This window comes from Algoriphagus sp., assembly GCF_030694375.1.
Classification (GTDB): domain Bacteria; phylum Bacteroidota; class Bacteroidia; order Cytophagales; family Cyclobacteriaceae; genus Algoriphagus.
Map to the genome: position 1 here is coordinate 72,971 of NZ_JAUXYL010000010.1, position 19,747 is coordinate 92,717.

At 39.8% G+C, this 19,747-nt stretch carries 19 protein-coding genes and 2 tRNA genes; 3 read left to right on the top strand and 18 right to left on the bottom strand.

The genetic code is table 11. The features are described from left to right. Positions 1-69: 69 nt before the first annotated feature. The 4 genes from Q8M62_RS03575 to Q8M62_RS03590 form a co-directional block, all read right to left on the bottom strand. Complete coding sequence (locus tag Q8M62_RS03575) at positions 70-447, bottom strand: hypothetical protein (protein ID WP_304899620.1); 378 nt, start codon at positions 445-447, stop codon at positions 70-72. A 330-nt stretch (positions 448-777) separates the two neighbouring features. Then, positions 778-850: transfer RNA gene (locus Q8M62_RS03580), tRNA-Thr, on the bottom strand. Positions 851-947: 97 nt separating this feature from the next. Further along, entirely contained in the window at positions 948-3,140 is a 2,193-nt protein-coding gene (locus Q8M62_RS03585) for a DUF349 domain-containing protein (protein ID WP_304899621.1), read from the bottom strand. Between the two features lie 48 nt (positions 3,141-3,188). After that, positions 3,189-3,758: a YqgE/AlgH family protein gene (locus Q8M62_RS03590; RefSeq protein WP_304899622.1), complete on the bottom strand. Its 570-nt coding sequence runs from the start codon at positions 3,756-3,758 to the stop codon at positions 3,189-3,191. A 103-nt stretch (positions 3,759-3,861) separates the two neighbouring features. Here Q8M62_RS03590 and pdxH point away from each other — a divergent pair, with 103 nt between their 5' ends. Beyond that, on the top strand, positions 3,862-4,497 hold the full coding sequence (pdxH, locus tag Q8M62_RS03595; RefSeq protein ID WP_304899623.1) for a pyridoxamine 5'-phosphate oxidase: 636 nt from the start codon (positions 3,862-3,864) through the stop codon (positions 4,495-4,497). On the opposite strand, the gene bshB1 is transcribed toward pdxH, so the two are convergent. The 8 genes from bshB1 to Q8M62_RS03635 form a co-directional block, all read right to left on the bottom strand. Beyond that, complete coding sequence (bshB1, locus tag Q8M62_RS03600; RefSeq protein WP_304899624.1) at positions 4,498-5,217, bottom strand: bacillithiol biosynthesis deacetylase BshB1; 720 nt, start codon at positions 5,215-5,217, stop codon at positions 4,498-4,500. An 11-nt stretch (positions 5,218-5,228) separates the two neighbouring features. Next, complete coding sequence (locus tag Q8M62_RS03605; protein WP_304899625.1) at positions 5,229-6,269, bottom strand: M23 family metallopeptidase; 1,041 nt, start codon at positions 6,267-6,269, stop codon at positions 5,229-5,231. Between the two features lie 9 nt (positions 6,270-6,278). After that, positions 6,279-7,223 (bottom strand): thioredoxin-disulfide reductase, encoded by a 945-nt coding sequence (trxB, locus tag Q8M62_RS03610; RefSeq protein ID WP_304899626.1) that lies wholly within the window; start codon positions 7,221-7,223, stop codon positions 6,279-6,281. 162 nt (positions 7,224-7,385) lie between these two features. After that, complete coding sequence (locus Q8M62_RS03615; protein ID WP_092732058.1) at positions 7,386-8,249, bottom strand: RNA polymerase sigma factor RpoD/SigA; 864 nt, start codon at positions 8,247-8,249, stop codon at positions 7,386-7,388. 67 nt (positions 8,250-8,316) lie between these two features. Further along, positions 8,317-10,452: a polyribonucleotide nucleotidyltransferase gene (gene pnp, locus Q8M62_RS03620; protein WP_304899627.1), complete on the bottom strand. Its 2,136-nt coding sequence runs from the start codon at positions 10,450-10,452 to the stop codon at positions 8,317-8,319. Between the two features lie 99 nt (positions 10,453-10,551). After that, positions 10,552-10,827 (bottom strand): 30S ribosomal protein S15, encoded by a 276-nt coding sequence (gene rpsO, locus Q8M62_RS03625; protein WP_092732064.1) that lies wholly within the window; start codon positions 10,825-10,827, stop codon positions 10,552-10,554. A 61-nt stretch (positions 10,828-10,888) separates the two neighbouring features. Continuing rightward, a complete protein-coding gene (locus Q8M62_RS03630) occupies positions 10,889-12,646 on the bottom strand; it encodes an LptF/LptG family permease (protein ID WP_304899628.1) in 1,758 nt (585 codons plus the stop codon). A gap of 72 nt (positions 12,647-12,718) precedes the next feature. Beyond that, on the bottom strand, positions 12,719-13,114 hold the full coding sequence (locus tag Q8M62_RS03635; protein ID WP_304899629.1) for an START-like domain-containing protein: 396 nt from the start codon (positions 13,112-13,114) through the stop codon (positions 12,719-12,721). Between the two features lie 267 nt (positions 13,115-13,381). Between Q8M62_RS03635 and Q8M62_RS03640 the strand changes: the two genes are divergently transcribed. Then, a tRNA-Met gene (locus Q8M62_RS03640) sits at positions 13,382-13,455 on the top strand. A gap of 15 nt (positions 13,456-13,470) precedes the next feature. After that, entirely contained in the window at positions 13,471-14,838 is a 1,368-nt protein-coding gene (locus tag Q8M62_RS03645; protein WP_304899630.1) for an Nramp family divalent metal transporter, read from the top strand. Positions 14,839-14,891: 53 nt separating this feature from the next. On the opposite strand, the gene rplT is transcribed toward Q8M62_RS03645, so the two are convergent. From rplT to Q8M62_RS03675, 6 genes are all read right to left on the bottom strand, one after another. Next, the gene (rplT, locus tag Q8M62_RS03650; RefSeq protein ID WP_092732221.1) at positions 14,892-15,236 is read right to left on the bottom strand and encodes a 50S ribosomal protein L20; all 345 of its coding nucleotides are present in this window, start codon (positions 15,234-15,236) and stop codon (positions 14,892-14,894) included. A 106-nt stretch (positions 15,237-15,342) separates the two neighbouring features. Next, entirely contained in the window at positions 15,343-15,537 is a 195-nt protein-coding gene (gene rpmI, locus Q8M62_RS03655; RefSeq protein ID WP_304899631.1) for a 50S ribosomal protein L35, read from the bottom strand. 24 nt (positions 15,538-15,561) lie between these two features. Beyond that, a complete protein-coding gene (gene infC / locus Q8M62_RS03660; protein WP_304899632.1) occupies positions 15,562-16,113 on the bottom strand; it encodes a translation initiation factor IF-3 in 552 nt (183 codons plus the stop codon). 87 nt (positions 16,114-16,200) lie between these two features. Next, on the bottom strand, positions 16,201-18,147 hold the full coding sequence (thrS, locus tag Q8M62_RS03665; protein ID WP_304899633.1) for a threonine--tRNA ligase: 1,947 nt from the start codon (positions 18,145-18,147) through the stop codon (positions 16,201-16,203). Positions 18,148-18,528: 381 nt separating this feature from the next. After that, positions 18,529-19,089 carry a hypothetical protein gene (locus Q8M62_RS03670; protein ID WP_304899634.1) on the bottom strand — a complete coding sequence of 187 codons (561 nt, stop codon included), beginning with the start codon at positions 19,087-19,089 and terminating at the stop codon, positions 18,529-18,531. Between the two features lie 70 nt (positions 19,090-19,159). Next, positions 19,160-19,720 (bottom strand): hypothetical protein, encoded by a 561-nt coding sequence (locus tag Q8M62_RS03675; RefSeq protein ID WP_304899635.1) that lies wholly within the window; start codon positions 19,718-19,720, stop codon positions 19,160-19,162. Positions 19,721-19,747 lie beyond the last annotated feature (27 nt).

Sequence of the window (19,747 nt, forward strand, 5' to 3'; positions counted from 1 at the left end):
AGACCTTCGAGGTTCTGGAAAACCTCAAAGGTCTAGGTCTTGATACTAAAATCTAGCTACTTGATACTATCACTTCACGCGTTTTCCCTCAGCGTTAAACATATCCATCAAAGAACCTCTAGATACATCCTCATCCTTTTTTACCAAACTAAGGTAAACATCATAGCCGGTGATGTTAAAGTAGGCAACCAAATTGTCACCTGAAATTGAAACAGAGGTCATTTCCTTTTCTGTACCGGAAGCATCTTCAATGAAATACCCTTTGGTCTTGCCATCTGCGGTCTCAAAGCGCATCGGGATGGTAGCAGTGCCCTGAGGCGTGTCAAATACGGTGACTTCCCATTTTCCCTCGTAATATTCGGGAGTCACCGTAGTAAAGCTGGAAAGCGCAAATGTGGCCGATAGTGCGATCAATAGGCCAAGGGTGTTGAATAGTAATTTTCTCATATACGAAAGAAGTTAAAATGAAGAACAAAATGTAGAAAAAAATAACTAGAAGCGATACTATAAAGGAAATATTAAAGAGTAAAATATGATGTATAAAGGTAAAAATACCCCCTGTGAGTTTAGCAGACGATACCAAATCATAGGTCAATACCTCTCCATGAATTCGAGTTTACCAAGGAGTAAGATCCGCTTCATTAAATTCGTCGAAAGGATTACTTCTTGATTTTTCTGATGGTTCCAAGGGTTTATTAGGTAAAAAATGGTCGGAGTAGCCTTACTCTGAAATTGACCAAAAAGCAAAAAGGGAAACATTTCTGTTTCCCTTTTAAGAGCCCCTTGCCGGGATCGAACCAGCGACCTACTGATTACAAGTCAGTTGCTCTACCAGCTGAGCTAAAGAGGCTTACTTTTATTGTGGTGCAAATATAGGCCTTCACATGATTTGCTCCAAACTCATCTCCTAAGAATTTTCTATCTCTCAGAGTTTGAGCAGGAAAAATTTAGAATTCTTTTAGAATAGTCAATTTCTTCTTCAACTTATCTACTTCCTCTTCGGCTTTTTGAATCTTTATATCAAACTGATCTTTTAGCTTATCTGCTGTTTTTGATGCCGCAAAGTATTCCAAATTGTTTTTCCAAAGGGTGATGCTGTTTTCCAAATCGGAAATCTGCTTGCGAATTCCGTGCTCTTTTCTGTTTAACGTTTTTATTGAATTTGGATCTGTCTGAATTCGATTCAGATTTAATCTGAACAAGAAGTCATCGCGATCTGATCCGCTAGGGTCCAGCTTTTCCAAATATTTATCAACGGCATCCTTAAATTGAGCCTGAATTTCTTTGATGTTTTTCCGAGGAACGAAACCTGTCTCGTTGAATTCAGAAACCCAGGTAGAAAGGGTTTCTTCTTGCAAGTCTGTACCGGCAGCTGCATCCAGAATTTGCTTGATGATATCCTGCTTCTTTTTGAGATTCTCTTCAAATTCAGAATTCGCCTGCTTGTTGGAGTTTCTTCGATTGTCAAAGAAAGCATCACAGGCAGCTTTGAATTTTTTGTAAAGGCCATCTCTGTTTTTCTCCGGAGTCGGACCTAACTTTTTCCATTCCTGCTGCAGCTTCACCAGTTGATTTGCTGTGTTTTGCCAATCTTTATTATCCTTCAAGGCATCAGCCTGTGCTATAAGTTCTTCGGCTTTCTTCTGATTGGTAGCTCTGATTTCATCCAGTTCTTTGAAAAACAAATTCTTGTTGTGAAAGAAATGCTTGAATGCAGCCCAAAACGCTTTGTTGATTTCCTTACCGGCTTCTTTGGTAACGGGTCCGATTTTTTCCCAAGCTTTTTGAATTTCGAGAATTTCCTTGGTTTTGGTATTCCAATCCTTAATTCGGTCTGCTTTGAAATCAGCAAATGATACCAGTTTGCCAATCAGTGATTCTTTTTCGGTTTGATTTTGCTTAAAGACTTCTTTTTGTCCTTCAAAGAAGTCTTTTCTCCGATCGTAGACTGCATCAGATGCCGCTTTAAAACGTTGCCAAAGATTTTCTTGTTCTTCTCTCGGTACAGGACCAATGTGCTTAAATTCCTCGTGGAGTTCATTAAGCATACGAATGGCATCTTTAAGATCTTTTACCTCTTTGAGGGCATCAGCCTTTTCACAAAGTTCAGTTTTACTTTCAAGATTCTTCTTACGATCAAGTTCCTTCAATTCAAAATAGATGCTACGGTTGTCGTAGAATCTGTCCATCAATGCATTAAAACTTGCCCAAAGATTTCTGTTTTGAGCAGTTGGAACCGGGCCTATCGTTTTCCATTCTTCCTGAATGGATTTGATTGTCCCCATGCTGAGTGTAGTTTCTTCCCCATCGACGAGGTCACGAAGCTTATTCAGCAATTCAGTCTTGGCGCTAAGATTCTTTTCTTTTTGTCTTTCGGCTTCTTTTCTCAACGAATTCAACTGATAACGGAAGTCATTAAAGACTTTTAAAAATTCCCGCTCCTCTTCATGTTGACGGTATTCAAAGTCGTCCTCAGCCCCACCTTCGGCTTTAAACTTATTCAGCGCTTCTTCTTTGTCTTTTCCGGTTAACTCGTCAAAAGCAGACTTGATTTCGTGTGCAATTTTGTCAAGTTTGAGAATCGGAATATTCTGAATTTTATCTTTAAGTAACTTTAAAAGCTGAATCTTGGTCAATCCGGAAAGTTCAACGGGGTCATTCGAATGATCTTCCTCCTCTTCACTTTCTGAGGTTTCGGTATCGGGAGATTCTTTTTGATCTATTTCATCTGTGACTTCTACTTCCGCAGAGCTGACGACGGTTTCTTCTTCTTGTTCCTCAGAAGCAATTGAAGCTTCATTTTCCGAAGAATCATCCGTCACTGTGGTGTTTTCAGCACTATCTACAGCAATTGGCTCAGATTCAATCTCAACAGAGTCTTGAGGATTTTCTAGAACAGGCTCAACCTCGGCGGCTGGCAGTTCCTTTTCGATGTTGTCTTTCGCCTCAGCAGATGGATTTTCAACGTTAGATTCCGCTTCTATTGAAACAGTATCTTCCAGCACAATCTCTTCCTTGGCTTCAGCGGCATCCACTTCTGATTGCTCAACTTGATCTTCTTTATCGATACCCTTTGCTTCATCCAAAGAAGCTTGAGTCACCTTGTCTTTATCAGACAATTCGTTACTTTTCTCAGTCATAAAAACACTACTATTTCGAGGCAATATGGGCAAAAGTAGGCATTTTGCCTAATTTAATCTTGGATCCAGAGGATAATTTGCCATAACCTTAAACTCCCCACCCATGTTTTTTAGGACTACTCTCCATAGTTCATCGGGCGTATTTTTAAGGACATTTAAATCAATTTTATTGTCAGAAATTATCCATGTATTCTCGCTAAGTTCGTCGGAAAGTTGACCAGAGCCCCAACCACTGTATCCAATAAAAAATCGAACTGAATCAGAGGCCATGGAACCAATTTTCAAATTTTCCACCAATCCTTCAAAATCTCCTCCCCACCATAGTCCTTCTCCTATTGAAATACTTCCTTCAAGTTTCTTTTCACCGAAATAGATAAAGTGCAAGGTATTTTGCTCAACCGGTCCACCCACGAAAATTTCAGATTCCAAGAAAGATAGCTCCTCAACAAGTTCGCTTAAATGCAAAATTGATGGTTTGTTCAAAACCAATCCAAAACTTCCTTCCGAATTATGTTCACAAAGTAATACAACAGAACGTACGAAGTTTTCATCCTGTAAAAAGGGTTCTGAGATTAATAGGTTACCAGCCTGTGGAATTTTAGAAGGATCGTTTGTCATTTGTTTATCTTTCCTTTTCAGTGAAAAATATAGGCTTAAATTTTAAAAAACCAATGGCTGTGGTACTTTTAACAAGTAATTTAAAATTCTTTTCAAAAGCCAAATGAAGCTATCCGAAATACGCAAAGACTACACAATCAAATCTCTGGATTTCAATGATGTAAGTTTTGACCCCTTTAATCAGTTCAGAGTTTGGTTGGATGAGGCTATTGATGCGGAAGTTCCTGAAGTTAATGCCATGTGTCTTTCCACGCTTGGATTAAATGGATTTCCCAATGCCAGAATTGTACTCTTGAAAGAAATGGATCATGGATTTGTCTTTTTTACTAATTATAAAAGTGAAAAAGGACAAGAAATTGAAGCCAATCCAAAAGCATCAATAACATTTTTCTGGCCCGAATTGGAACGACAAGTTAGAATCATGGGATTGATAGAAAAAGTAAGTGAAAAAGAATCCGATGAATATTTTCTTTCCCGTCCTAAAGGATCACAAATCGGAGCTTGGACATCACCTCAAAGTGCTACGATTGCGGATCGGAATGAATTAAATAGCCGCCTTGAGGAAATGGAAAAGCGATTTTCCAGTGAACCGCTCACCCGACCTGATTTTTGGGGAGGATATCGCCTTTTGCCATTCAAGATTGAATTTTGGCAGGGAAGACCAAGCCGACTTCATGATAGAATCTGTTATGAAAAACAGTCAGATGGTTCTTGGAAAATTTCAAGACTAGCTCCCTAATCACTTAAGATCAAAAAGATTACTTACACCTATAAATCTTTCCACAGTAAACCCTTCTCCGTATTTGGTCAGAATCCGATGGCCTAATTCCCTTGCCCGTGATTCGATAAATGGAAGAAACTCAGGAGATGAGATAAAACTTGTAGGTTCTTGGCTACCGGGATCATAAAATTGTGATTTAAACGCCATGATACTGGCAATTTTGATTTCCCAAAATTCAGATACATCAACAATAAAATCAGGTTGGATGTAATTATTCTGAATATAGTGGTACACAAACTTAGGCCTCCAGGGGTCTTGAGGCTGCTCTTCAAGGCTTGTTTCTATCTTTCGCAAGCCACTCATAAAACAGGCATGAGTAGCCAAAGAAGCCCCTTTTCCATGGTCCGGATGGCGATCGGTCACCGCATTTGCCAAAACTATTTCCGGTTGATACTTTCGGATTATTTTGATCAGTTCATGCTGGTGTTTTGTGTCGTCTTTGAAATATATATCCTCGAAACCCAAATTTTCCCGTGCAGAAAGCCCGAGGATTTTAGCGGCTTCTTCGGCTTCCTCAATTCGAGTTTCAGGAGTTCCTCTTGTCCCCATTTCACCACGGGTGAGGTCTACAATCCCAACCTTTAAACCTTTGGCAACATGTGCAGCAATCGTACCTGCGCATCCCAATTCAGCATCATCAGGGTGTGCTGCAATAACTAAAATATCAAGTTTTGTCATGTTTCCGCAAATTATTTAACCCTTAAATTTTGGCCTACACGCAATACAGTTCTTGTGCTAATGCTATTCAATCGTGTCAATTGAGTCACTGTCACACCATATTTTCTACTGATAGAGCCGAGGGTATCCCCTCTTTTTACTTTATGGTAAGCGGCAGTTCTAGCTTGAACCGCCTGTCCAAAAAGTTCTTTTGAAACTAATAAATCCTGAACTGAAATTGTGTTGCTCCCAAAATCATAGACGCGTTCAGGGTCAAACGGGACACCTTTATACCTCAATTCGTAGTGCAAATGCGGTCCAGTACTTCGCCCTGTCGATCCACCCCTACCCAATAAATCGCCGGCTTTCATTTCGTCTCCAACTTCGGCTACATGCTTTGACAAATGTCCATAGACAGTTTCAAGACCATTTTTGTGTCGAACCACATAAAAATACCCATACCCATACCGATCATATGATTTGACACGGACAATCCCATCAAAAGCCGAATAAACCGGATCGCCTGTATCCAAATCCAAGTCTGTACCATAATGCATTCTTCTCCAGCGATAGCCATATTTGGAGTTGATGATGGTTTTTTCAAGCGGCATTTTCCAATCCAAACCATACCTTGGATCGTAAAGCCTTAGACTAAGGCTATCCGTGAAGTTCCGGATATCAAAATTATAGATATCTACTTTTTGGCTATCCCAATTTGAAAAATATTCAAAGGCTGTCACCCAGATACTGTCAATCTGAATTTGCTCGGAAACTCTGATCATTTGATTAGTTGGAGACCAGGACATCACATTTCGATCTTCACTTATTATTGACTGAATCCGAGCGAGGTTCACATCATATTGAAAAATCATAGAATCAGTCTGAGAAGATAAAGTTCGCAGGTATGAATCTTGGTCAAATTGCCTCAGTTCGATATTTCTTCGTTCCTGGGCAGTTGCTGGAGTTGTGGTAGTGTTTCTCTTAATAATCTTTGGAAAAACTTGAGCATTGGCTTCAAAAAAACCAATGCTCAATAGTATTCCAAGAATTACTTTCAGATTAAAGTTACTCATCAATTAAATTTAATGATTCTCTTGTGAAGCAAGGAAGCGCTCTGCATCCAATGCAGCCATGCAACCTGTACCTGCTGCAGTAACGGCCTGTCTGTAAACGTGATCCTGCGCATCACCACATGCAAATACACCTTCCACATTTGTCTTGGTACTTCCCGGAATTGTTTTGATATATCCTGAAGAATCCATGTGAATAAATTCCTTGAAAATTCCGGTATTGGGCTCGTGTCCAATAGCAACAAAGAAGCCAGAAATTGGTATTTCGCGCTTTTCTCCTGTTTTATTGTTCATGACTCTTACACCAGTGACCTCTTCTTCCCCCAAGATCTCATCAGTCTCTGTGTTCCAAAGAATTTCAATTTTTGGATTATTGATGACTCTCTTTTGCATGATCTGAGAGGCCCTCATTTCGTCTCTTCTCACAATCATGTATACTTTAGAACAAATGTTGGATAAATAAGACGCCTCTTCACAGGCCGTATCTCCTGCGCCAACAATTGCAACTTCCTGACCTTTAAAGAAGAACCCATCGCATACAGCACAGGCTGATACACCTTTTCCATTCAACCTGGATTCACTTTCTATCCCAAGCCACTTAGCTGAAGCACCTGTGGAAATAATGACTGTGTCTGCATGAATGGTAATTTGATCATCGACAGTAACCTCACGGGGTGTAGCGTTAAAATCGACTTTTGTCACCATTCCATAACGCACAGAAGTACCAAATCTTTCAGCCTGCTTCCTGAAATCTTCCATCATTTCCGGGCCCATTACTCCGTCAGGATAGCCAGGATAATTTTCTACATCATTGGTAATTGTAAGCTGTCCTCCCGGTTGTGGTCCAGTATACAAGATCGGTGATAATCCTGCACGGGCAGCATAAATTGCGGCTGTGTAGCCGGCGGGCCCTGATCCTATGATCATTACTTTGGCCCGTTCAATTTCTTGATTCATCTCTTGATTGCTTAAATCGTTTAAATTTTGTCATTTCTGAATATGAAACAAAACTCAGGGAAGTTAAAATTCCCAAAGTGAAAGATTGTCACTTATACTCAGTCAAATAATTTTCCTCAAAAGGAATCGAAAAAAAAAGGGGCCTAAGCCCCTTTTGATAATTTATCCCAGATAAGGTTTAAGCGTCTTACTCCTTGAAGTATGACGAAGCCTTCGAATGGCTTTTTCTTTTATCTGTCTTACTCTTTCACGAGTTAAATTAAACTTTTCACCGATTTCTTCCAGCGTCATTGCGTGTTCGCCATTGAGACCAAAGTAAAGCGTGATAACATCAGCCTCTCTTTGAGTCAGGGTGGAGAGTGCACGCTGTACTTCTTTACGAAGTGAATCAGTCATCAAACCATCATCCGGCTTCTCATCTCCATCATTTTCCAAAACGTCAAGGAGACTGTTTTCTTCCCCCTGTACAAATGGAGCATCCATCGATACATGACGTCCAGAGATCTTCATTGTATCAACAACCTCTGAAGCAGACACTTCGAGTACCTCAGCTAATTCTTCCGGAGAAGGTTCACGCTCAAACTTTTGTTCCAATTCACTAAAGGTTTTGGAAATTTTGTTTAGAGATCCCACCCTGTTCAACGGTAGACGAACGATTCTTGATTGCTCGGCCAATGCCTGCAAAATCGACTGTCTGATCCACCAAACTGCGTAGGATATGAACTTAAAACCTCTGGTTTCGTCAAATCGCTGTGCAGCTTTGATTAGACCTAGGTTGCCCTCATTGATCAAATCTCCGAGAGAAAGACCTTGATTTTGGTATTGTTTGGCAACAGACACCACAAAACGAAGGTTTGCCTTTGTCAATTTTTCGAGCGCAAGTTGATCGCCTTCACGAATTCTTTTTGCCAAAACTACCTCTTCATCTGCTGTCAACAGATCAACCTTTCCAATTTCCTGCAAGTATTTATCCAGGGATTGGGATTCTCTGTTGGTAATCTGTTTGCTAATTTTTAGCTGCCTCATTCAATATAGAATTTGAGAAATAAATTTTTAATGTTTTAAGATAGTCAATTGTTGATCAAGCATGACCTCAAGAAACAGGTTTTTCTGGCTTTGGTAAAAGAACCTTTCTTGAAAGCTTAAATTTGCCTGTCTTTTTATCTACGTCAATCAATTTGACCATAATCTCTTCACCGGGTTCAAGTACACCTTCCATACTTTCCAAACGTTCCCACTTCACCTCAGAGATATGGAGTAAACCATCTTTGCCTGGCATAAATTCCACAAAGGCACCGAAAGGTTGAATATTTTTCACTTTTCCGGTATAAGTCTCGCCAATTTCAGGTTGAGCTACTATCGCTTTAATTCTTCTGATAGCCGCATCCATATTAGACTGATTAGCAGAGAATACATTGATCTTACCTTGATTGTCGATTTCTTCAATGATGATTGTGGTAGAAGTGTCTTTTTGGATTTCTTGGATCACTTTTCCTCCAGGTCCAATAACCGCACCAATCAATTCCTTAGGAATCCACATCATAAATGAACGTGGCGTGTGCGGTTTCAAATCAGCTTTTGGAGCTGCAAGAGTTTTGGTGATTTCATCAAGTATGTGAAGACGTCCTTCTTTTGCCTGATATAAAGCTTCCTTCAATACTGAATAATCCAGTCCTTCAACCTTAAGGTCCATCTGGCATGCAGTAATTCCTTTTGCTGTGCCTGTGACTTTAAAATCCATGTCACCCAAGTGATCTTCGTCTCCTAAGATGTCAGAAAGAATGGCATACTTTCCCGTTTTTGCGTCGGAAATCATTCCCATCGCAATTCCTGTCACAGGTGCTTTGATAGGAATACCAGCATCCATCAAGGCCAAAGAGCCTGCACAAACTGTTGCCATAGAAGAAGAACCATTTGATTCCAAAATATCCGAAACGATACGGATGGTGTATGGATTCTCATTATCTGCTGGAAGAACTTTTTTCAAAGCTCTCATCGCAAGATTTCCATGTCCTACTTCCCGTCTTCCTGGGCCTCTGTTGATTTTAACTTCGCCCGTAGAGAATCCCGGGAAATTATAGTGAAGGTAAAATTTATTGTAACCAGAAATCATCGCGCCATCTACCATCTGCTCGTCCATTTTGGTACCAAGCGTACAAGTGGTAATAGACTGTGTTTCACCTCTGGTAAAAATAGCCGATCCATGTGCCGATGGAAGATAATCCACTACTGACCAAATAGGTCTGATTTCATTTAAGGCTCTACCGTCTAATCTCTTTTTGGTTTCAAGAGTTAAATTACGAGCAGCTTCCTTGTGAATTTTATGAAAATATGGCCCGATCAAGCTGGTCTCAAAACCATGATCTTCACCTAATCCATTAACAAATTCTTCTTTTATCTTTTTAACAAGATCAGAACGCTCTGACTTATTTGCGATTTGCTTAGAAACCGACTCAAAAAGTTTTCCATAGAGCTCAGACTTCATTTTGTCAAAAAGCGCAGGATCAGATTTTTCGTGGTTATATATTCGCTTCACTTCTTTACCCACTGCTTTGGTCAATTCCATTTGAACATCGCAATGTCTTTTAATTTCCTCATGAGCATACTGAAGTGCTTCCACCATCTCGTCTTCGGAGATTTCGTTTGCTTCACCTTCTACCATAAGAATGTAATCCTTCGAACCGGCAACTATAAATTCCATGGAGGATTTTTCGAGTTGCGCAGGAGTTGGATTCAGGATCAAGGCTCCATCAAGCTTTGCTACTCGAACTTCTGATATAGGTCCGTTGAATGGAATGTCCGAAACCGCCAAAGCTGCAGATGCAGCTAATCCAGCCAAGCAATCAGGCAAAACGTTTTCGTCTGCTGACATTAATGTGATGGACACATTGGTATCTGCATGATAATCATCTGGAAAAATCGGACGAATGGCGCGATCTACAATTCGGCTAATTAAAATCTCGTAATCAGAAAGTCTACCCTCTCTTTTCAAAAATCCTCCCGGGATTTTTCCCGAAGCTGCAAACTTCTCTTGGTAATCAACTGACATAGGTAAAAAGTCGACCCCTTCACCAGCTTCTTTTTTTGATACAACTGTAGCCAAAATCATGGCTTTACCCATTCTCACGACTACTGCACCATCTGCTTGTTTGGCAAGTGCTCCTGTTTCAATAGTGATTTCTCTGCCATCCTGTAAGTGGATGGTCTTTGTAATTAAATTTGGTAACATAAATGGTTGTTTGTGTAGTTTCTTCGGTTTGAAAAATTTCTGCCTCTAGCTTAAAAAAGAAAAAAGTAAGGTTTTCATTTTGAAAACCTTACTAATGGGTTATTTTCTAATTCCGAGCTCAGCAATTATAGATCTGTAACGCTCGATTTCTTTCTTATGGAGGTAATCCAGTAGGCTTCTTCTCTTACCTACCAGCTTCAACAAACCCAATCTCGTAGAGTGATCCTTTTTATTTGACTTTAAATGCTCAGTCAAATGTTGGATTCTGTGGGTGAAGAGGGCAATCTGTGATTCAGGAGATCCTGTATCGTTTGCAGATTTTAACCGTCCATGATTTTGAAACAACTCTTGTTTTTTCTCTGGTGTTAAATACATGTTTAGCTAAATTAATTAAAACAGTCACAAATGTAAGACTATTATTTCAAAAAGTAAATATTCAATTGGTCTTTGCTGGGGATTTGTACAAAAACCCTCTAACTCTTTTCCAAATTCCCGAATAAAAATCTCCTTCAAATAGTCGGGCATCTTTTCTGGCTTGCCTCAAAAAAAACAAGCCGAATGGTACTAAGCAAAGATTAGAAAATACTGTACCAAAAAGTGAATCCGTCACGCCTTCCTTTGCCCATTTTTCTCCCGTAATAGTCAGCATGTAGAACATAATAAAGAAGATAATTGAAATCAAAACCGGCAAACCTAAACCTCCTTTTTTAATAATGGATCCTAATGGAGCCCCTATTAAGAACATGACAAAGCATGCAATTGCCTGCGTATATTTTTGATACCAAGCGATTTCGTACCTTCTGAATTCTCTTTCATGGTTATCGACTTGGGACATTTTTACATTGAAAGTATTTTTAAGATTTCTGGAGTTATTGAGCGCCATTGTCAAAGCATTTGACATGTATCCTCTCCTGTATACAACCGAATCAATCAATTCCTTTTCAGTTGCGGTTAGTGGAGTCGTTCTTATAATTTTTTTGGGAGCTCCTATTCCCAGTGTATCTACGGTTGTAATCAGCGTTGATTGCTGCGATGAAGAATCATTTACTGTCAAATTTCGGCTGCGCTTTCTTTGAAAGATTGAATCCAATATTTTGTTTTCGGACGTCGTAGCCACATTGATTTTCAATTCGCGATTAGAAAGCGTGTCAATTTCTTTAAATTCTGAAGGTGAAGAGTTAATATTATCAAGAGAGTCCCTCACCTTTTTTTCCTGCTCAAGTATCACTCTTCGAGCCTCATCATCCTTGATTTTTCGTTCTTTAATAAACTCAGGAGGAGTAAGTTTTCGATTTCTTGTAAAAAAAGGATAAATACTTTCTGCAGTTTGATAGTTCTGAAATTTAAGATCATTGATCAAGGAGTAAATTGAATCCAGGCCATCTTTGATTTGCGCTATATTTTTAATGGCTCTATTTGTGGACCAAAGATCCTCTGGAGTTCTGCTTAGCTGGAATGCGTCTAAGTCAAAAACAATTACGTTTTCTTCAAATTTAGTTCTGGAAAATTCAACCGGAGCTTCATTAATGCCTCTTGTCGCCCGAGCTTCCTTGTAATTATGACCTTGGTATAAGGTCAGCTTGAGGTAACTGTCATTGAAAAAGGTTTCCATCCTGCCTGAATCTGCCAAAGTAACATTCAAGTTCCCTTGCTGATCTGCATGATTGTAGATGATAATATCTCTTAATCTGATATCATCTTTTTTTTCATTGACTTTAATACTATATCCTGGAATTCCTGAATAAAATACGCCTTCCTTAATATCCAAAGCGGGCGATTTCATCCGGATATCATATAGCAAACTGAAGGTCTTCAGGTTGACTTTCGGCACCAAATAATTGTTTGATAAATAAGCAGCAATTGTCAATAAAATAGCAAAGATACCTATAGGTCTCATCGCTCTAATTAGGGAGATTCCGCTGCTTTTGATTGCCGTGAGCTCAAAATGTTCCCCGAGGTTTCCAAATGTCATCAAACTGGAAAGTAGGACGGCCAAAGGCAAAGCCATAGGCGAAATACTGATCACAAAATATCCAATCAGTTCTACATAAATCCAAAATCCCAATCCCTTGCCAAAAATCTCATCGAAATATTTGAGCATGTTGACAATGAGTAAGATAAAGTCAACGACCAAAAAAGTGAGTAGAAATGGGCCCAAAAAGGACCCGAGAATTAGCTTATCGAGTTTTTTCATCCGTAAAGTTCACCTCTGGCAAAGAAACGACATATCGGTACCAGAGTTCAAAGTTGGGAATTAGTATGGAATTTATCCACCTATAATCTCTTTTAACTTCGAAATTAATCCGTCCCAGATCGCTTCTAATTCGTCTTCTTCATAATCATTAGAATAATCAATCACTTTCAAAAAGAGTGACTGTGTTAATTCATTTTCCTCTAATTTGAATTCAATGAATGAATGATCGGTTTCATTTGGGCTTTTTGGATCAAAAAAATCGAATTTGACATGTAGGTTTGATCTCAGCGAAGTCAATTTTGCGTGATGGTCTTCATTATCAAAATTGAAGATGAAATTTCTGTCTTCATCAATTCGCACATCATCTGCAAACCACTCCTCTAATCCACTGGCAGTACTTAAATATTGAAAGACAATTTTCTTGGAAGCATTTATTTGATAATCAGCTACAAACTTATTTTTAACCATGATTAGTTATTTTAAAGGTGACTTTTTCACACTTTTTCTCAAAACTGAACTTGCATTTCAGAGCGCAAGACCTCATATTTGCATTCCCTTTGACAAGGGGAGCAAAATGGCTTAATTCAAAAGGAAAAAGCCCTGTTTTTTTGAAATTTGATGATGGTTTAATTTAACGATTAATTTCAGAAATCAATATTTAAAAAAAATTAAATAAAATATTTGGCGAGGTATCCCGATGACTATCGGGAGCAGGATATTATAAATAAAAAATAAGGCGAGGTAGCTCAGTTGGTTAGAGCGCAGGATTCATAACCCTGAGGTCGGGAGTTCAAATCTCCCTCTCGCTACAAAGGCTTTCAGAAATGGAAGCCTTTTTTCATTTTTGGCTATATTTCAAAGAGATGATGCCGAATCACACCCAAAATCCACCTGAGTCTTTTATTAAAAAACTTGGCTTTTTAGGGCCAGGATTCATTCTTTCAGCTTCTATCGTGGGTTCAGGTGAATTGATAGCGACCACTATTTTAGGAGCTAAGGGTGGCTTCATTACTTTTTGGGTAATCCTTGTCAGTTGCTTGATCAAAGTTTCGGTGCAACTCGAATTTGGAAAAAATGCTATCGTCTCAGGAAAACCCCTGATGCAGGAGTTCGGGGATTTGTCAGGACTAGGATTAACAAAAAGTAACTGGGCCGTTTGGTCCACTTTTGTCCTTACATTATTCAAGATCCTTCAACTTGGTGGAATGCTGGGAGGTGCGGCAATCGTTCTAAACTTGATTGTTCCTCAGGTTTCCATGGTTGTTTGGATTGTTTTTTTGGGATTAAGTTTGGGTCTTTTGATCTTCAAAAACTACTATCATTTAATTGAAAAGGCTTCCATGCTGATGGTTTTTGGGTTTACACTTTTTACAATTGCTTCATTGATTGGTCTTTTCTTTACTCCTTTTGCATTTTCTACTGCTGATGTCCTGTCAGGTCTAACCTTTGATCTTCCTCAAGAAGTCCTTTTTGTAGCTATCGGAGCATTTGGTATTACTGGGGTGGCCAGCGATGAAATCATTGCATATACCTATTGGTGTCAGGAAAAAGGATACGCAACCTTTACAGGATCAAATGACGGGTCTGAGGAATGGAAAAAGCGCGCTCAGGGTTGGATCAAAATCATGTATATGGATGCATTCTTGGCCATGACCATCTACACATTGGTGACCGCAGCTTTCTATTTACTCGGAGCTGCAATACTGCATGGTCAGGATTCTCTACCTGACGGCATGGATCTTATCAATTCTTTGGCGGCTATTTATACTGAATCGCTCGGTGCAGGTGCTAAATATGGCTACCTCATCGGTGCATTTTTCGCACTTTATTCCAGTGTATTTGCAACGCTTGCTTATTGGTCTCGACTTTTTCCGGACATCTTTTCTCAGCTAGGCTGGATAACTTCTAATGACGGGAAAGGTCGAGAAAAATGGGTCAAAATCCTGGCTTGGGCACTTCCCATAATTTGGATCCTGACATTTCTTTTTGTGCAATTACCGGGTTTTATGATTCTGTCCGGAGGCGTTGTTGGCTCGGTACTTTTGCTTGTGGTGGTATTTGCAGGGATCAAATTCAGAGCTAAAAACCGAAAGTTGCAATTAGTATCAGGATGGTGGTCTGAGCTTATTTTTTGGCTGAGTGTTGCTTCTATTTTGACGGTTTCCGGCTACGGTATTTTCAAGTTATTTTAAACAAAAAAAGCCTTCCCTAGGGAAGGCTTCTGCAAAATAAGGATGTGCCGACCTTATTTTACTCTTTCAACTACAGCTTTGAATGCTTCTGGATGGTTCATTGCCAAATCTGCCAAAACCTTTCTGTTAAGATCGATTTCTGCTTTCTTCAACAAACCCATCAATTGAGAATAAGATACACCGTGCATTCTTGCACCGGCGTTGATACGCTGGATCCATAAACCTCGGAATTCTCTCTTCTTCGCTTTACGGTCTCTGTATGCGTACTGAAGACCTTTCTCGTACTTGTTTTTAGCTACTGTCCACACATTTTTACCTCTTCCGAAGTAACCTCTTGTGGCCTTAAGTATCTTTTTTCTTCTTGCTCTGGACGCTACCGCGTTTACTGATCTAGGCATAGTGTTTGTTTTTTGACGCTTGGTGTCCTGATTTATTCGGGATCTTTTTTACCAAAGCATCTGGTGAATTAATAAACCTTAATTTTAAAGAGAGTTCAATTGAAGATCAGATCCTCAACATATCTCTTACTCTACCCTCGTCGGCAACGTTGACAAAACCAGTCTTGGTTAGGTTACGCTTACGTTTGGTAGACTTTTTTGTCAGGATGTGGCTTTTGAAAGCGTGTTTCCTTTTGATTTTACCGGTGCCTGTTAGGGCAAACCGCTTTTTTGCACTTGATTTGGTTTTTACTTTTGGCATTTTGCTGTATTTTATTAGTTGAAATTATTTTTTACCCGGTTTAGGTGCGATGAATATATTCATACGCTTACCCTCCAATTTCGGCATCTGCTCCACTATCCCATGATCTTCAAGAGCCTGAGCAAATTTCAACAAGAGCATTTCGCCCCTTTCCTTGAACACAATCGATCTACCTACGAAATGCACATAAGCTTTCACTTTTGCACCCTCTTTCAGAAAGCTAATTGCATGCTTCAATTTGAAATTGTAATCATGGTCATCGGTATTAGGCCCGAAACGGATTTCTTTCAAAACAACTTTAGCCGCATTGGCCTTGATTTCCTTCTGCTTTTTCTTCTGCTCGTATTTGAATTTGGCATAGTCCAAAATCTTACAAACAGGTGGATTGGTAGTCGGTGAAATTTCAACCAGGTCCAGCTCATTGTCCTGAGCCAGTTTAATTGCCTTTTCAAGAAGCAATACTTCGTTCCCTCCTTCGACGAAATCTCCTACTACTCTTACTTCGCGAGCTCTGATTTTTTGATTTACCTTATATGGTTCTTCTTGTCGACCTCTAGGTGGTTGTCTTTCTCTCAAGTGTTTTCTATTGTTTTTATTGAAATTGACTGCAAATATCGGAATTATTTCTAATTCTAAAAAGCAGAATAAAATATTAGCTAATTACTACTTACTCAATGATTCTGAAATAATCTTCTGGAAGTAAGCAATAAACTCAGCTGGCGTGAAGCTACCCAAGTCCCCCTGACCATGCTTTCGGACGGATACTTTTCCTTCTTCTTGTTCCTTTTCCCCTACTATCAGCATGAAAGGCACTTTTTTCACTTCCGAATCACGAATCTTTCGACCGATCTTTTCATCACGGTTATCTATACTTCCCGCGATATCCGCATCATCCAAGATACTTTTGAGTTCTTCGGCGTATGCAATATATTTTTCGGAAATGGGTAGAATATTGATCTGCTCTGGAGATAACCAAAGCGGAAAATCACCTGCACAGTGCTCAATTAGCACGGCAACGAATCTTTCCAAAGAACCAAATGGAGCCCTGTGGATCATCACCGGTCTGTGCTTTTGATTATCCGAACCGATATACTCCAATTGGAATCGATCAGGTAATTGATAATCTACTTGAATAGTTCCTAGCTGCCACTTTCTGCCCAAAGCATCCTTCACCATGAAGTCCAACTTAGGACCATAGAAAGCTGCTTCGCCTAGTTCAGTTACCGTATCCAGTCCTTTCTCTGCCGCAGCTTCGATGATTGCTGATTCAGCCTTTTCCCAAGCCTCATCCGTGCCGATATATTTCTCTTTTTTCTCAGGATCTCTTAGAGAAATCTGAGCAGTGTAATCTTCAAAACCCAATGCCTTGAAAACATAAAGCACCAAATCGATCACTTTGATAAACTCTTCTTTTACCTGATCAGGACGGCAGAAAATGTGCGCATCATCCTGAGTAAATCCTCGAACGCGGGTCAATCCGTGCAATTCACCACTCTGCTCGTAACGATAAACTGTTCCAAACTCTGCATATCTAATAGGTAAATCCTTATATGATCTTGGCTTGTGCTTGTAAATCTCGCAGTGATGCGGACAGTTCATCGGCTTTAGCAGGAAAGTCTCACCTTCATGCGGAGTGGTAATCGGCTGAAACGAATCCTTCCCATACTTTTCATAGTGCCCGGAAGTCTCATACAATGCTTTGCTACCGATATGTGGGGTTGTCACCTGCTGATAGCCTGACTTATCCTGCGCTTTTTTCATGAAGCTGATGAGTCGCTCACGCAAAAGGGTTCCTTTAGGAAGCCAAAGCGGCAAGCCCATTCCTACTTTTTCGGAGAATGTAAAAAGCTCCAATTCACGACCGATCTTTCGATGATCACGTTTTTTTGCTTCTTCAAGCAAAGTCAAGTATTCCTGAAGTTCTTTGGCTTTTGGGAAAGTGACGCCATAGATACGGGTCAGCATTTTGCGCTTCTCATCCCCTCTCCAATACGCTCCGGCGATATTGGTCAGCTTGACAGCTTTGATAAATCCGGTATTGGGAATGTGCGGTCCTCGGCAAAGATCAGTGAAATTGCCTTGCTCATAGAATGTGATCGAACCATCTTCCAATCCTTCCAAAAGGTCGAGCTTATACTCGTCTCCTTTCTCCTTGAAAAATGCGATAGCATCCGCTTTACCAACTTCTTTCCGAATGAAATCAGCTTTTTCACGGGCAAGTTCGATCATTTTCTGCTCGATCTTTTCCAGCTCCTCTCCTTCCAACTTGTGATCGCCGAAGTCCACATCGTAATAGAAACCGGTTTCAATCGGAGGACCGATACCGAATTTGATTCCAGGATAAAGCGCTTCCAAGGCTTCAGCCATCAAGTGGGCGGAGGAATGCCAAAAGGTATTTTTACCTTCTCCGTCATTCCAAGTAAGCAATTGCAAGCTTGAATCTTCTTGGATTGCTCGAGTAGCGTCCCAAATCTGACCATTGACTTTGGCAGCAAGGACATTTCGAGCCAAACCCTCGCTGATACTTGCAGCAATCTGTAGCCCGGAAGTTCCTTTTTCATACTCCTTCACAGAGCCATCCGGAAGGGTGATTTTAATTTGTTGTGACATGTATCGTAGTTTTTCTGCCCATACAAACAGGCAAATGGTTTAAGCTGCAAATATGCATAACCATCCTGCAAAGGAAAAATTTAGGCAAAGGGAATCTTGAAATGATCTTCTATTTCTTCTCCTTTAGCTGAAAAGGATTGGGATTAACCAAATGTTAGATGTGTATACGGATGACTGCACGTAGACTATTCCTAAAAACATTTGAGGATCAATTTAGGCAACTCCCTCCGCCGCGGCGGAGGGCAAGGAGCCAATCCCTGCGAAAGACGGGAGGATTTTCTGAATCTCGAAAACGGTCTAAATTCTGTAACCTACAGATATGAGGATACACATAAAATGATAATTTTTTTTCCTGATGGATTCAAAAAGATTTTTTCAAACTCAAAAACTCTTTCCAAAACTTATCCCTGCCCAGTAAGGAAAGAAGTACCAGCCATCCCCTCCTCCAATTGGAGTGTTAATTAAAGGAGTGTAGGCAATTCGAAAAAAGAATCCACCTTCAGGTTTTTGGTATCTGTAGCCTAATCTAGTCGACATACCAGCAGAAAATCCAACTTTATCAGTTACTTCAAATGATCCTGATTTAATCACTGGAACTCTTTCCAAATAAGTAAAAAGTCCTAAACCTACCTCAAGATGATGATTTGATTTTCCCCAAAAACCAGAAAACTCTAAGGGAATTGCAGGAAGCCAAGTTGTTTTAGAATTTATTCTGTGATGCCACATAGTAAAACCTGCACTTGCATTCAGCTTTAGTTTACCTTTTTGATGAAATATCTTGCTGTAGTTAACTGCATATCTTCCAGAACTTCCGCCTAATTCAAGATAAATGGCATTTTTAGCGGTGAATGTCTCGGGTTCGGTCTGTGCAAAAGTGAATTGAGATAGTGTCAGGAAAACTAGAAAAAATCCTATAGGAAATGTTTTGAATTGGATATTCATGTCAATATGGGTTTAGAATTTATTTCGGTTTTTATCTTGCCTGGTTGATTCAAAAAAGGTTTATTCCAACTCAAAAGCTCTTTCCAAAACTTATTCCTGCATGATATGGATTGAAAGACCAATTTCCTCCTGTTCTTGGCGGGAAGTCAATAATTGGCGTATATCCAACCCTAAAAAAGAATCCACCTTCAGGTTTTTGGTACCGATATCCGACTCTTAGAGGAATAAAGGCATCATAAACCACTATTTCTCTAAATTCAAATGTTCCCGAAATTCTTTCTAAAGTTCTACCTAGGTAAGAAGTGACTCCAAACCCCATTTCCAAATGATGATTTGACTTTCCGTAAAAGGCTGTTACCTCCAATGGAATTACAGGAAGCCAAGTTGTTTTAGAATTTAATTTGTCACGCCACATTGAAAACCCTGCACTCCCATTCAGCTTTAGTTTCCCTTTTTGATGAAATATCTTGCTGTAGTTAACTGCATATCTTCCGGAACTTCCTCCCACTTCTAGATAAATGGCATTTTTTGCGGTGAAAGTTTCGGGTTCCGTTTGAGCAAAAGTTGATTGAGATAAAGTAAGGAAAACCAGAAAAAATCCTGTAAGCAAAGATTTGGAAGAGAAGTTCATGGCAAAATGGATTTGAATTAGATCTGA

Coding starts and splice junctions, on each gene's coding strand:
- Q8M62_RS03575 (WP_304899620.1), bottom strand. CDS start 447: ATGAGAAAATTACTATTCAACACCCTTGGCCTATTGATCGCACTATCG.
- Q8M62_RS03585 (WP_304899621.1), bottom strand. CDS start 3,140: ATGACTGAGAAAAGTAACGAATTGTCTGATAAAGACAAGGTGACTCAA.
- Q8M62_RS03590 (WP_304899622.1), bottom strand. CDS start 3,758: ATGACAAACGATCCTTCTAAAATTCCACAGGCTGGTAACCTATTAATC.
- pdxH (WP_304899623.1), top strand. CDS start 3,862: ATGAAGCTATCCGAAATACGCAAAGACTACACAATCAAATCTCTGGAT.
- bshB1 (WP_304899624.1), bottom strand. CDS start 5,217: ATGACAAAACTTGATATTTTAGTTATTGCAGCACACCCTGATGATGCT.
- Q8M62_RS03605 (WP_304899625.1), bottom strand. CDS start 6,269: ATGAGTAACTTTAATCTGAAAGTAATTCTTGGAATACTATTGAGCATT.
- trxB (WP_304899626.1), bottom strand. CDS start 7,223: ATGAATCAAGAAATTGAACGGGCCAAAGTAATGATCATAGGATCAGGG.
- Q8M62_RS03615 (WP_092732058.1), bottom strand. CDS start 8,249: ATGAGGCAGCTAAAAATTAGCAAACAGATTACCAACAGAGAATCCCAA.
- pnp (WP_304899627.1), bottom strand. CDS start 10,452: ATGTTACCAAATTTAATTACAAAGACCATCCACTTACAGGATGGCAGA.
- rpsO (WP_092732064.1), bottom strand. CDS start 10,827: ATGTATTTAACACCAGAGAAAAAACAAGAGTTGTTTCAAAATCATGGA.
- Q8M62_RS03630 (WP_304899628.1), bottom strand. CDS start 12,646: ATGAAAAAACTCGATAAGCTAATTCTCGGGTCCTTTTTGGGCCCATTT.
- Q8M62_RS03635 (WP_304899629.1), bottom strand. CDS start 13,114: ATGGTTAAAAATAAGTTTGTAGCTGATTATCAAATAAATGCTTCCAAG.
- Q8M62_RS03645 (WP_304899630.1), top strand. CDS start 13,471: ATGGAAGCCTTTTTTCATTTTTGGCTATATTTCAAAGAGATGATGCCG.
- rplT (WP_092732221.1), bottom strand. CDS start 15,236: ATGCCTAGATCAGTAAACGCGGTAGCGTCCAGAGCAAGAAGAAAAAAG.
- rpmI (WP_304899631.1), bottom strand. CDS start 15,537: ATGCCAAAAGTAAAAACCAAATCAAGTGCAAAAAAGCGGTTTGCCCTA.
- thrS (WP_304899633.1), bottom strand. CDS start 18,147: ATGTCACAACAAATTAAAATCACCCTTCCGGATGGCTCTGTGAAGGAG.
- Q8M62_RS03670 (WP_304899634.1), bottom strand. CDS start 19,089: ATGAATATCCAATTCAAAACATTTCCTATAGGATTTTTTCTAGTTTTC.
- Q8M62_RS03675 (WP_304899635.1), bottom strand. CDS start 19,720: ATGAACTTCTCTTCCAAATCTTTGCTTACAGGATTTTTTCTGGTTTTC.